Here is a 12339-nt window from a genome sequence, read left to right as displayed (position 1 = left end):
AGCCGTAGCTGGCCAGGCACTCCAGCACCCGCCCGGTGATGTCGACCGTCGCCGGGTCCAGCATGGCGTTGTGGTCGGCGAAGGGGATGTACTGGAAGACCATGCGGTCGTTGTCCTTGTCGAAGGAGGCCCAGCCGCCGTTGCGGCACTGCATGGAGAGCACCCAGTGCAGGGCGCGCTCCACCGACTCGTGCTGGTAGCGGTCGTCGGGCCGGTCGACATGGCTGAGGCCCAGCATGACCATGGCGCTGTCGTCCACGTCGGGATAAAACTCGTTGTTGAACTCGAAGTACCAGCCCCCGGGCTGGGCGCCGCCGTTCTTCACGCACCAGTCGCCGCGGTGGGTCACCTGCTTCTGCAGCAGCCAGTCGGCGGCCTTCACCATGCGGGGATCGCTGGCGGGCACGCCGCTCTCTCCCAGAGCGAACAGGGCGTAGGCGGTGTCCCAGACCGGCGACTTGCAGGGCTGCATGCGGAAGCTGTCCTCTTCCTCGATGCCCAGCGCTTCGAACTCGTCCATGGCGCGGATGAACTGGGGATCGTCCACCGAATAGCCCAGGCAGCGCAGCGCGATGATGGAGTTCATGAGCGCCGGGTAGATGGCGCCCAAGCCGTCGCTCTTCTCCATGCGCGCCAGCATCCAGCGCTCCGCCACCTTCAGCGCAATCGAGCGCAGCGGGCGCACGTGCACCCGCTCGAACCAGTGGGTCATGTGGTTCAGCACCAGGAAGAAGTTGCGCCAGCTCACGATCTGGCGCTGGTCCCAGTGCAGGCGCATGTCCTTCTTGTTGAAGCCGTGCAGGAACAGCTCCTGCACCCCCATCTCCGGTGGGATCTTCTTGAAGGGCTTCTTGGCGTAGGCGATGGAGAGCGGCACCAGGATGGCCCGCGACCACGACGAGATCTCGTAGATGTTGAACCAGAACCAGCTGGGGAATAGCACCATCTCCGGGGGGACGGCGGGCACGGTCTCGTAGCTGTATTGCCCGAAGAAGCAGAGATAGATCTTGGTGAAGGTGTTGACCTGGGTGACGCCGCCCATCTCCAGGATCTTCTTGCGGGCGCGCGCCAGCGCGGGGTGCTCGGCGCTGTAGCCCGCCAGCTTCAGCCCGAAGTAGGCCTTCACCGAGGCACTCACCCTGGAGGGGGCGCCGTGGTAGATGCCCCAGCCGCCGTCCTCGTTCTGGTGCTGCAGGATGTAGCGGGCGGCCTTGGCCGTGCGCTTCGGGTCGCCCGTGCCCAGCAGGGCGTGCAGCAGGATGTAGTCGGATTCCAGGGTGGTGTCGGCCTCCAACTCGCCGCACCAGTAGCCGTCCTCGTGCTGCTGGGAGAGCAGGTACTTGCGCGTGGCATCCACCGCCGCAGCCACGCGGCTCTTGATGTCGTCGATCTTTCCGAAGAGCATGGGCGCCAGGGAGCGCCGTTCGCCGGGTGTTTCTGCCATAGGGGGGATTACTCCGCGGCCGCCGGCGCGGGCGAGATGGCCTCCACGATCTCCGGAGGCAGGCCGAAGCGCACGTTCTCGGCGATGACTTCCACCTCCTGGACGTTGGTGAAGCCTTCCTTGGCCAGGAACGCCACCACTTCTTCCACCAGGCATTCGGGGGCGGAAGCGCCGGCGGTCAGCGCCACCGTCTTCACTCCCTCCAGCCAGGCCGGGGAGATGGCGCGGTAATTCTCGATCAGGTGAGAGGGCGCGTTCAGGCTGCGAGCCACTTCCACCAGCCGCTTGGAGTTGGAGCTGTTGTCGGAGCCCACCACCAGCAGCAGGTCGGCGCTGCCCGCGATCTGCTTCACCGCCGTCTGCCGGTTCTCGGTGGCGTAGCAGATGTCCTGCGCCGCCGGGCCGTGGATGTTGGGGAACTTCTGGCGCAGCGCCTCGATGATGTCCCGGGTCTCGTCCAGGCTGAGGGTGGTCTGGGTCAGGTAGGCCACGCGGTCCGGGTCGGGGACGGTGAGCGACTCGACCTCCTCGGCCGTGCCCACCACCTGGGTCACCACGGGGGCCTCGCCCAGGGTGCCGATCACCTCGTCGTGGTCGCGGTGCCCGATCAGCACCAGAGAGTAGCCCTCGCGCGCGAACTTGACCGCCTCCACGTGCACCTTGGTCACCAGCGGGCAGGTGGCATCGATGACCCGCAGGTTACGGTGCTGGCTGGCGTCGCGCACCTCCGGCGAGACGCCGTGGGCGCTGTAGATCACCCGCTCGCCCGCCGGAACCTCCTCCACGCTGTCCACGAAGATGGCGCCCTTGCCCGATAACTCCTCCACTACATAGCGGTTATGCACGATCTCCTTGCGCACGTAGATGGGCGGGCCGAAGGTCTCCAGGGCGATGCGCACGATGTCGATGGCGCGCACCACCCCGGCACAGAACCCCCGGGGCTTCAGCAGCAGCAGCGTCTTGCCGTTGTTCGAAGCTGTCATTCCGATGTCGCCCAGTATACCCGCAGAATGGCCAATCCGAAAACCCCAAGTTGGGGGGCTAACCTATAGATGCAACGGGGATTAGCTGGGTTACTCGAACTCTAGCATGGGCCTCTGCGCCGGCGCCTTTGAAAGCGCTGAATCAGGCAAAACCGGGGTCGAACAGCCGCCCGGGACGGGCCAGCGGGCCGAGCTTCCAGCAGCTATTGCAGGTTGGGGGCCAAGAGGTCGATGCGCCCGGGCTGCCCTTCCACCTCCACCTCCATGCGGGTGTAGCTCCACTCTCCGGCGCTCTTCTTTCCCACCACGTAAACGGTTCCCTTGCCCTTGGGCCCGGAGATGGGGATGGAGAGATCGGCGTCGCCGGCCGCCCCGCTGACGTTGATGCTGCCGCTGATGAACCAGCCCGGCTGGATGGGTTGGCCCAGGCGCAGAACCACCTCCGGGTTGGCCTTGGCCTTAGCCAGGGCCTGCTGGTAGGCGTCGGAGGAGCGGATGCTGCCCATGACCAGCAGCATGATGCCGCCCACGAAGGCGACGGCCAGGATGATCACTCCCAGGCAGCCTACCCCTACCACGGCCTTCCAGTGGCGGGCGAACCACCCCTGGGGTTGCGGCGGAACCGGAGTTGCAGTGGCGGACATGGCGATGCCTCCTCAGGCGTTGGTCTTGAGCAACTGCTCGGCGTGCTTCAGAGAAGTCTCGGTCAGGCGCGCGCCGCTGAGCATGCGCGCCACCTCCTGCGTGCGCTCGCGCTCGTCCAGGCGGCTGATGCTGGTGCGCGTCCGCCCGCCCGCTTCCTTCTTGTCGATGCGGTAGTGCTGGTCGGCGAAGGAGGCGATCTGCGGCAGGTGGGTGACGCACAGCACCTGCTGGCTGCGGGCCAGCGACTTCAGCTTGCGCCCCACCGCCTCGGCGGCGCGTCCCCCGATGCCGGAGTCGATCTCGTCGAAGACCAGGGTGCGCGGCGCGGCCGGGCGCGAGGTGCGGCGCGCGCGCCCCCCCGGCTCTACCCCGCCGCTCTCCACGCAGGCCTTGAGCGAGAGCATGACCCGCGAAAGCTCTCCTCCGGAGGCGATCTGCTCCACCGCGCGCAGCGGGTCGCCCGGGTTGGTGGAGATGAGGTAGCGTACCTGGTCGAAGCCGGCGGCGGTCCAGTTCCCTTCCTCTTCCCCACCGCTCAGCTCGATGCGGAACCTGGCCTTCATGGCCAGGTCGTTGATCTCGTCCTCCGCCAGCTTCTCCAGCTTGCGCGCGGCCTCGGCGCGCTGCCGGGAGAGAGCGCGCGCGGCGCGCAGATACTCGCCGGCGGCGGCGGCCAGCTCGGCGCGCAACCGGCGCAGCACCTCGTCGCGGTTCTCCACCTCGTTGAGCTTGCGCGTGACCTCGGCGCCGTAGGCGATCACCGCTTCCAGCGTCTGCCCGTACTTGCGCTTCAGCCGGTCGAGCAGCGCCAGCCGGTCTTCGACCTGCGCCAGCCGCTCCGGCGAGGCCTGGATGCGCTCGGCGAACTCGCGCAGCTTTCCGGCCGAGTCCTCGGCCGCGATGCGCGCCGACTCCAGCGCCGCCAGGTCCTCGCGGAAGGTCTTCTCGTCGTAACCCGCCAGCTCCTGCACCCGCCGGATGGCGGCTCGCAGCGAAGCCGCCGCCGCGCTTTCCCCGTCGTAGAGGTGCGTGTAGGCATGCAGGGCGGCGGCGCGCACCTTTTCCGCGTCGGCCAGGACGCGCTTCTCCGCCTCCAGGCGCTCGTCCTCGCCCGCCTCCGGGCGCGCGTCTTCGATCTCCTTCTTCTGGAAGGACCACAGGTCCACCAGGCGCAGGCGGTCCTGCTCGTCGCGCTCCAATTCCTCGATGTGGCGGCGGATGCTCCGCCACTTCTCGAAGGCGGCGCTCGCGGGCCCGACCGCGGTTCCGGCGTAGGTATCCAGCAGCGCCAGGCGCGCGCTCGCGTCGAAGGCCATCAGGGTCTCGTTCTGGGCGTGGATGGAGGCCAGTTCGGGCGCGAGCTGCCGCAGCACGTTCACCGTGGCCGGCTGGTTGTTGATGAAGACCCGGCCCTTGCCCCCGGCGGCGATCTCGCGGCGCAGGATGATCTCGCCCGCTTCCTCGTCCAAGCCGTTAGCCTCCAGAATGGCGGCGGCCTGCGCTCCCTCGACCCGGAAGACGGCCGCGACCACCGCCTTCTCGGCGCCGTGGCGGATCACCTCGCTCGAGGCCTTCTCCCCCAGCAGCAGCGCTAGGGCGTCGATGAGGATGGACTTGCCCGCACCCGTCTCTCCGGTCAGCAGGTTCAGTCCCGGGGCGAACTCCACCGCCACCTGGTCGATGACGGCGTAATTCTCGACGCGCAGCTCCAGCAGCACCGTGTGTCCTGGAAAGAAAAAGTCGGGCGCAGCATAGCACACCTTCGGCGGGACCTAGGACCGGCTTTCCTGCTTCGGGGCCGGGATGGCCGCCGCCCGCATCGCAAACGCTGGTCTATAATGTGGGCTAGCTCGGTGATTCATCTCGGACCCATGCCTACCTTCTCGTTCGTCCTCGTCGCCGTCGGTGGTGAGATCGTCAATCTGATCCTGCAGAGCGGCCTGGTCGCCCGGGTCGTTTTGCTCATCCTGCTGGGCTTCAGCGTGCTTTCCTGGGCCGTCATCCTGTCCAAGTGGGGACACTTCCGCCGGGCACGCCGGCAGAGCGGCCGCTTCATGCGCGCCTTCCGCAAGATGATGCGCCTGCAGGACTTCTCCGCCGTGAGCGAGCAGTTCAAGCCCAGCCCTCTGGTCGCGGTCTTCGAGGGCGGCTGGCAGGAGGTGCGGCGCCAGGGCGCCAATCCTCACGGCACCGTGCGCAACCTCACCGCCGTACAGCGCGCCACCCAGATCGCCGCCTCCGAGGAACTCACGCGCATGGAGCGCTCCCTGCCCTGGCTGGCCATCACCGGCGCGGTCACGCCCTTCATCGGGCTCTTCGGGACGGTGTGGGGCATCATCGACGCCTTCCACGGCCTGGGCACCGCCGGCGCCGCCACCCTGCGCGCCGTGGCCCCTGGCATCTCCGAGGCCTTGATCACCACCGCCGCCGGCCTGGCCGCCGCCATCCCCGCGGTCATCGCCTACAACCTCCTGCAGAACAACATCCGCGAGTTCGGGGCGCGCATGGACGACTTCGCGCTCGAGTTCCTCAATGCGGTGGAGCGCACCCAGGAGGCGCCGCCCGCTCCAGGAGGCCGCTAGATGGCCTTCACCAACGCCCAAGGCCGCACCCAGACCTCGCTCGCCGACATCAACATCACTCCCCTGGTGGATGTGGTGCTGGTGCTGCTCATCATCTTCATGCTCACCGCTCCCATCCTGCAGTCGGGCATCGAGGTGGAAGTGCCCAAGACCCGCACCGTGAAGGAGATCACCGAGGAGCGGCTGGTGATCACCATCGACCGGCAGCAGCGCGTCTTCCTGGGCAACGAGCCGGTCAACATCAACCAGATCGCGGCCAGGCTGCGTCAGAAGGTCCGCGACCCCGAACACCAGTCCATCTTCCTGCGCGCCGACGAGGAGGTCCCCTTCGGCGCCTTCGCCACCGTGATGGATGCGGTGAAGCAAGCAGGCATCACCAACGTGAGCATCGTGACGCAGCCCTTGCAGCCCCATGGCAGCCCGCGCTGACATCTATCTCGAGCACGGCCCCTGGAAGCGCCCCCTGGCGGCCTCGGCGCTGCTGCACGGGCTGCTCTTCGTCGCCATCGTGGCTTATAACGCCGTGGGATGGCGGGTCGGGGAATCCTGGGGCGGCGGCGGAGGCGGCGACGGCGCCATGAGCGCCACCCTGGTCTCCAGCGTCACCGTGCCCCTGCCCGCCAGCGCCGCCGTCTCCGAGAACGTTCTGGCCAACGAGTCCCGGGGCGTCTCCCAGTCGCTGCCGCAGGCGGCGGAGACGCCCGCGCCCGAGGCCATCGCCATTCCCGAGCGCGCCACCCCCGCCAAGCCGGAGCGCACCGTCACGCGCGAGAAGCCTCGCCCGCAGCCGCCGCCCCAGCCTTCCAACGTGGTCCCCTTCGGGCAGGGCGGGCCGGTCAGCGGGCCTTACGGCGTCTTCAGCACTCCCAATGCCAAGGGCGGGTTCAGCATGACCGGCGGCGGCGGCGACTTCGGCAGCCGCTACGGCTGGTACGTGGACGTGGTGCGCCGCAAGGTCTCGGAGAACTGGCTGAAGTACGAGGTGGACCCCAGCATCACCTCCGCCCGCCGCGTCTACATCACCTTCGACATCCTGCGCAACGGCGAGCCCACCAACATCCAGGTCGAGCAGTCCAGCGGCGTGCCTTCGCTCGACCTCTCGGCCACGCGCGCGCTGCAGCGCATCGACACCTTCGGACCGCTGCCCTCCGACTACGGCGGCAGCAGGGTCTCGGTGGAGTTCTGGTTCGACTACCGCCGATGACGCAACTCGAGCAGAGGACGGTGAAACGATGAAAGCGACTCGGGCTCTTCTGCTGTTCGCATTCCTGGCAAGCTCCGCATTCCTCTCCCTCTCCGCCTTCTCCCAGGAAGACTGGATCCGCACCGGCACCGGGCTGGGGGTGGAGAAGGTCCGCCTGGCCGTCCCCGACTTCAAGCCTTCCTCCACCCAGGGCAACACGCCCGAGCTGATGAAGGCCTTCAACGACACCCTGTGGAACGACCTCGACAACGCCGGCATCTTCGAGCTGGTCTCCAAGAGCTTCTACCCGCTGCAGGTGCCGGGAACGCCCCAGGAACTGAAGCTGGACGCCTGGGGCAATCCCCCGCCCAACGCCGGCATGGTGGCCTTCGGCAGCCTGGGCGTCTTCGACAAGGATGTGCTGGTGCAGGGCTGGCTGGCGGATGTGAAGAACCCGGCCTCGCCGGTGGTGCTGGGCAAGCAGTACAAGGAGGCGGCCACCGTGGACAATGCCCGCCTCCTCGCTCACCGCTTCGCCGACGAGATCATCTTCCGCCTGGGCGGCGGCATTCCCGGCATCGCCGAGAGCAAGATCTACTTCATCAGCAACCGCAGCGGCCACAAGGAAGTCTGGGTGATGGACTACGACGGCCAGAACCAGAAGCAGGTCACCCACCTGGACAGCATCACGCTCTCACCCCGGGTCTCGCCCGACGGCTCCCGCCTGGCCTTCACCTCCTACAAGTACAACAACCCCGACATCCTCATGTACTCGCTGGAGCTGGGACGGCTGGTGAGCTTCCCGCGCTTCAAGGGCACCAACATCTCGCCCGCCTGGTCGAGCGACGGCGGCAAGCTGGCCTTCTCCTCCTCCCTGCCCGGCGACCCGGAGATCTACGTCATCGACGCCAGCGGGGCCAACCTCAAGCGCCTGACCGCCTACCGCGGCCCCGACGTCGCGCCCTGCTGGAACCCCAAGACCAACGCCCAGATCGCCTGGGTGAGCGGGCGCAGCGGCCTGCCCCAGATCTACATCATGGACGCCGACGGCACCAACGTGCAGCGCATCACCGACCAGGGCTACGCCGTCTCGCCCTCCTGGTCCCCCAACGGGCAGTTCCTTACCTTCGCGTGGACCCGTTCGTATGGTCCCGGGGAGCCCGGCCGCCAGGACATCTACCTGCTGGACGTGGTCACCCGGAAGTGGGTGCAGCTCACGCATGAGGCCGGAAACAACGACTTTCCCTCGTGGTCGCCGGACGGGCGCCACATCGTCTTCCAATCCAGCCGCGCCGGCGGCGACCAGATCTGGATGATGCTGGCCGACGGCACCCACCCGCAGCCACTCACCCGAAGTGGGAGTAACACGCAGCCCAACTGGGGCGCTAAATGACTTGCATTCCCGCTTTCGCCGGTTGTACCGTATCGTGCAACGATAATATCGGACTTGTGCGGTAACACGAGAGTAATAACCAGATCCCGCAGTATTCGGAGGATACGGTGAAGCAGAGCACGCTGAAGTGGTTCACGCTTGTTTCCGGGCTGGCCCTGATCCTGCTGCTGGGCGGTTGCGGCAAGAAGGAAGTGCCGCCGCCCGCGCCCCCGCCCCCGCCGCCGCCCGCCCCCACCGCGTCGCTGACGGCCAACCCCGACAGCATCCAGCAGGGGCAGTCCACCACCCTGACCTGGCGCACCGAGAACGCCACCGACGTGGACATCACCGGCCTGGGCAAGGTGGATGCCAACGGCTCGCAGAGCGTCACCCCCGGCGGTTCCACCACCTACACCCTGACCGCCAAGGGTCCGGGAGGCACCCAGCAAGCCACGGCGCGGGTCACCGTGACCGCGGCCCCGGCGCCGCCCCCGCCCTCGGCCACCGAGGAGCAGCTCTTCAACCAGAACATGCGCGACGCCTTCTTCGACTACGACAAATACAACGTCCGCGACGACGCTCGCGCCGCCCTCCAGGCGGATGCCGCCTTCCTCAAGCAGCATCCCAACATCAGCTTCACCATCGAGGGACACTGCGACGAGCGCGGCTCCATCGAGTACAACCAGGCCCTGGGCGACAACCGTGCCCGCTCCGCCCTCGACTTCCTGGTGCAGGCCGGCATCGATCCCAGCCGCGTCCGCACCGTGAGCTACGGCAAGGAGAAGCCCTTCTGCACCGAACACACCGAAGAGTGCTGGCAGCAGAACCGCCGGGCGCACTTCGTCTACGGCAAGTAACCTCGGGCTGGTACGGGGGCGGCACGCGCCGCCCCCGCCCGCTCGCCCTCGCAGGCTCTTTCCCCGGCGCGCGCCTCCATGTACCCTGAGGGTACGGGCCCACCGCCCGCTTGCAACCGCGCATCCTAGTCTCTAAGGTGGAGTGACTATGACTTTCCGACGGTGTTTTCTCCGCTTCGCGCTGCTGCTGCTGCTGCTGGCTGCGGCCCTCCCGGCCTTCGGCGTCAGCAAGGAGATCATCCAGCTCCAGACCCAGGTACAGCAGTTGCAGGACCAGATGGCGCGCATGCAGCAGTCCTTCGACGAGCGCATGGGCGTGATGAAGAACCTGGTCGAGCAGACCAGCGACAACATCAACAAGATGACCACCTCGGTCGACAACCTCAGCAAGCAGGTGGAGCAGTTGCACAACGACGCCGGCGCGCGCTCCGACCAGGTGCAGGGACAGATCCAGGCGCTGCACGATTCGGTGGACGAGCTCAAGGCCAAGCTGGCGGCCATCAGCAAGCAGCTCGACGATCTCAAGAGCGGCCAGCAGAACATCGGCGCGGACGCGCCTCCCCCGGCCGCCGCCGCCGGACAGGCCCCGCCCCCCGACGCCCTCTACAACAACGCCCTGCGCGACTACAACGCCGCCCGCTACACCCTCGCCCAGCAGGAGTTCTCCGACTACCTCAAGTACTACCTCACCACCGACCTGGCCGGGAATGCGCAGTTCTACCTGGGCGAGATCGGCTACAAGCAGGGCGACCTGGAAGGCGCCATCAAGGCTTACGACGTGGTCATCGAGCAGTTCGCCGGCAACAACAAGGTGCCCGCCGCGCAATTGAAGAAGGGCTTCGCCCTGCTCGACCTGGGCCGGCAGAGCGCCGGCGTCAAGGAATTGCAGAGCCTGGTGGCGCGCTATCCTCGCTCCCCCGAAGCCACCCAGGCCCGCGAGCGCCTGCGCAAGCTGGGGGCCGCGGGGCGAACGGCCCGCTGACCCAGAGTTTCAGCCGGGTCTATGGCTACGACACGCTGAACCGCCTGCTGAGCATGACGGCCCCGGGAGACCCCTGCAGCGGGCTCTCCTGGACCTACGATGCCTGGGGCAACCGCACCGACCAGACCGGAGGCGGAGGAAATTGCTACACCTTCCACGCCGCCGCGGACACCAACAACCGTCTGGTGGGATACTCTTATGACGGGGCCGGCAACATGATCGGGGACGGCACGCACACCTACACTTACGACGCCGAGAACCGCATCATCGCGGTGGATGGGGGTGCGGCCACCTACAAGTACGATGCCCTGGGACGCCGCACCAGCAAGACGGTGGGCAGCGCGGGTACGGACTATCTCTATGACCTCGGGGGGCAGGTGGCGACCGAGTACAACAACGGCTGCACAGGCGGGCAGTGGTGCTGGTCGGCGGGGTACATCGCGCTGAACGGGCAGTTGCTGGCGGAGTACAAGGACGCGACCACGTACTTTGTTCTGGCGGATCACCTGGGCTCGACGCGGCTGCTGACCAAGGTGGACCGCACCATCCAGGACTCGCTCGACTACCAGCCCTACGGCGAGCAGACCTCGGGCGACACCGGAACCACCCACAAGTTCACCGGCAAAGAGCGCGACAGCGAGAGCGGGCTCGATTATTCTGGTGCTCGATATCTCGGGTCCGCCATCGGCCGGTTTCTCAGCCCAGACCCAGATAATTTCGGAGCTGCTAACGACGCCCCTCAGAGTTGGACCGCCTATTCCTATGCTGCTAATAACCCACTGAATGCGATCGATCCGAGCGGCCTTGACTGCATCTATACTTCGGATCAGTCATCCGGGTCGGTCACGGTAACAGTGAAGACCGGGGATTGTTATAGCGACACGGACAACGGTGTGTATGTGAACGGGACGGTCGACGTCAACTCGTTGTCATACAACGGGAGAACGGGGGAGCTGGGCTACAACTTCTCGAACCCAGACGAGGGGACTGGGGGCACGGGGGTGATCGCGCTCGCGGCGCCGCCGACTGACCAACTCAATTGGTACGCGCGGGCCGTTTTCTCGCAGCGATCCTTGCAGGTAACTGCCGCCACGATGACGGACTGGCGGACCTACGCGCTTTGGTACCTTTCAGCCGCAGCCGTTGGCACTGGTGGGAGAGGACTCGCATCGCTGTGGCAGTTGGCAACATTGCAAGCCAGTCCCCCTGCTGCGACCGCCATCTTTAGAGTAGGTGCCCTACTGGCAAGAGGCGACGTGGCGGCGGCTGTGGCCTACTTGACCAAGCTAGGATCAACACCAGAAGGGCAGGCTCTTCTGCGGGAGATGGAGATGCGAGTTTCGTTTGCGATCAGCGAGTGTGGGCCGGAGATCGGCGGACCGCAGGACTTTAACCAACTCCTGCAGCTACAACAATTCATCGGCTCGTTCATAACGGGGCCAGGGAGATGACAATGTTCCAAAGGCTGAGACGCCTGGAGGCGGGCAGGGACCCTGACAGATTTCTCCCCCCGGAACTGTCACGCACGCTCGAGCGTGGCGGAGAGCTCCCAAAGGGAAGAATGGAACGAAAGCATTTCCAGTTTGTGCTGATCAACCTTGACGACACAGCACCTGACGAACTGCCCGTCCTCATCAGCAGTGTCGTTACTACGCTCATGCAGCACAAGGCGACGCTGTCGAGCATAACGTCCTCGCTTGTCGTCGGTTTTTTAGGTATACCCTTCCCGAAGAGTGACTCCCCCGAGGCACGGCGAGCGCTCGTGAAGGCCCTCCTCGCGGAGAACGGTAATTCGCTCCGGATTGCACACGGGCAGTGCGACGGAATGGTCGGATTGTTCGGCGTTGAGGGCAACTTCAGGTATGACGGAATCATCCCGGGTTTCTCGCGCATCTTGCGGGAGCTGCTGGACCGCCCATTTGGTAGCGCCGCTGAGATCGCTTGAGGCGAGTCGACTGCAGCTCACGGTTTCGGCTGCGGACTCCCGCTGTCTTTCTTCGCGGGATCGCTCGCGCCCGCAGAGCGGCCAAGAGAGATCCCTCGCAAGGCTGGCGGGTGGCCCACTCAAAGTCCTTAGGGTGCCCCATCCGCTGCACTGAGTCTTTCCGGACTTGGAGGTGGGCGGGTGGCCCACCCTAAACCCTGAGGGTGGCGGGTGGCCCACCCTAAACCCTGAGGGTGCCCCACCCTTTGCGGTTTTTGCAAAGGGTGGGAAGGCGAGAGCGTGAAAAGAAACGATCGCCCAAGTGCCGAGGGTTCAACTCCCCCGCACAACCAAGATCGGGGCCGCG

12 protein-coding genes are annotated in these 12339 nt (G+C 66.4%); 8 read left to right on the top strand and 4 right to left on the bottom strand.

The window, feature by feature from the left end; translation table 11 throughout:
- The 4 genes from shc to recN all read right to left on the bottom strand — a co-directional run.
- Positions 1 to 1444, bottom strand: a 1444-nt coding sequence (gene shc / locus VEG08_03965; GenBank protein HXZ27139.1) for a squalene--hopene cyclase, incomplete at its 3' end; no start/stop codon positions are given.
- A gap of 8 nt (positions 1445 to 1452) precedes the next feature.
- Positions 1453 to 2427, bottom strand: a complete 975-nt coding sequence (locus VEG08_03960; protein HXZ27138.1) for a 4-hydroxy-3-methylbut-2-enyl diphosphate reductase — start codon at positions 2425 to 2427, stop codon at positions 1453 to 1455.
- Between the two features lie 203 nt (positions 2428 to 2630).
- Positions 2631 to 3071, bottom strand: a complete 441-nt coding sequence (locus VEG08_03955; protein ID HXZ27137.1) for a cytochrome c oxidase assembly factor 1 family protein — start codon at positions 3069 to 3071, stop codon at positions 2631 to 2633.
- Positions 3072 to 3083: 12 nt separating this feature from the next.
- Positions 3084 to 4790: a DNA repair protein RecN gene (gene recN, locus VEG08_03950; GenBank protein ID HXZ27136.1), complete on the bottom strand. Its 1707-nt coding sequence runs from the start codon at positions 4788 to 4790 to the stop codon at positions 3084 to 3086.
- A 153-nt stretch (positions 4791 to 4943) separates the two neighbouring features.
- Here recN and VEG08_03945 point away from each other — a divergent pair, with 153 nt between their 5' ends.
- The 8 genes from VEG08_03945 to VEG08_03910 all read left to right on the top strand — a co-directional run bounded on the left by VEG08_03945 (position 4944) and on the right by VEG08_03910 (position 11993).
- Entirely contained in the window at positions 4944 to 5654 is a 711-nt protein-coding gene (locus tag VEG08_03945; GenBank protein HXZ27135.1) for a MotA/TolQ/ExbB proton channel family protein, read from the top strand.
- Positions 5655 to 6083 (top strand): biopolymer transporter ExbD, encoded by a 429-nt coding sequence (locus VEG08_03940; protein HXZ27134.1) that lies wholly within the window; start codon positions 5655 to 5657, stop codon positions 6081 to 6083.
- Entirely contained in the window at positions 6067 to 6858 is a 792-nt protein-coding gene (locus VEG08_03935) for a TonB family protein (protein HXZ27133.1), read from the top strand. The genes VEG08_03940 and VEG08_03935 overlap by 17 nt, the downstream gene beginning before the upstream one ends.
- A 28-nt stretch (positions 6859 to 6886) precedes the next feature.
- Positions 6887 to 8230, top strand: a complete 1344-nt coding sequence (tolB, locus tag VEG08_03930; GenBank protein ID HXZ27132.1) for a Tol-Pal system beta propeller repeat protein TolB — start codon at positions 6887 to 6889, stop codon at positions 8228 to 8230.
- A gap of 107 nt (positions 8231 to 8337) precedes the next feature.
- Entirely contained in the window at positions 8338 to 9066 is a 729-nt protein-coding gene (pal, locus tag VEG08_03925; protein ID HXZ27131.1) for a peptidoglycan-associated lipoprotein Pal, read from the top strand.
- Between the two features lie 148 nt (positions 9067 to 9214).
- A complete protein-coding gene (locus VEG08_03920; GenBank protein HXZ27130.1) occupies positions 9215 to 10048 on the top strand; it encodes a tetratricopeptide repeat protein in 834 nt (277 codons plus the stop codon).
- A 53-nt stretch (positions 10049 to 10101) separates the two neighbouring features.
- Positions 10102 to 11499 (top strand): RHS repeat-associated core domain-containing protein, encoded by a 1398-nt coding sequence (locus VEG08_03915; protein ID HXZ27129.1) that lies wholly within the window; start codon positions 10102 to 10104, stop codon positions 11497 to 11499.
- A gap of 110 nt (positions 11500 to 11609) precedes the next feature.
- Positions 11610 to 11993, top strand: coding sequence for a hypothetical protein (locus VEG08_03910; GenBank protein ID HXZ27128.1), 384 nt, complete (start codon positions 11610 to 11612; stop codon positions 11991 to 11993).
- Positions 11994 to 12339 lie beyond the last annotated feature (346 nt).

The organism is Terriglobales bacterium (assembly GCA_035624475.1).
Classification (GTDB): domain Bacteria; phylum Acidobacteriota; class Terriglobia; order Terriglobales; family Acidobacteriaceae; genus DASPRL01.
The sequence above is the reverse complement of the archived record's forward strand: the minus strand, read 5'-3'. Positions and strand labels throughout refer to the sequence as shown.

Coding starts and splice junctions, on each gene's coding strand:
- VEG08_03935 (HXZ27133.1), top strand. CDS start 6,067: ATGGCAGCCCGCGCTGACATCTATCTCGAGCACGGCCCCTGGAAGCGC.
- VEG08_03955 (HXZ27137.1), bottom strand. CDS start 3,071: ATGTCCGCCACTGCAACTCCGGTTCCGCCGCAACCCCAGGGGTGGTTC.
- VEG08_03920 (HXZ27130.1), top strand. CDS start 9,215: ATGACTTTCCGACGGTGTTTTCTCCGCTTCGCGCTGCTGCTGCTGCTG.
- VEG08_03940 (HXZ27134.1), top strand. CDS start 5,655: ATGGCCTTCACCAACGCCCAAGGCCGCACCCAGACCTCGCTCGCCGAC.
- VEG08_03960 (HXZ27138.1), bottom strand. CDS start 2,427: ATGACAGCTTCGAACAACGGCAAGACGCTGCTGCTGCTGAAGCCCCGG.
- VEG08_03945 (HXZ27135.1), top strand. CDS start 4,944: ATGCCTACCTTCTCGTTCGTCCTCGTCGCCGTCGGTGGTGAGATCGTC.
- VEG08_03910 (HXZ27128.1), top strand. CDS start 11,610: ATGGAACGAAAGCATTTCCAGTTTGTGCTGATCAACCTTGACGACACA.
- tolB (HXZ27132.1), top strand. CDS start 6,887: ATGAAAGCGACTCGGGCTCTTCTGCTGTTCGCATTCCTGGCAAGCTCC.
- VEG08_03915 (HXZ27129.1), top strand. CDS start 10,102: ATGACGGCCCCGGGAGACCCCTGCAGCGGGCTCTCCTGGACCTACGAT.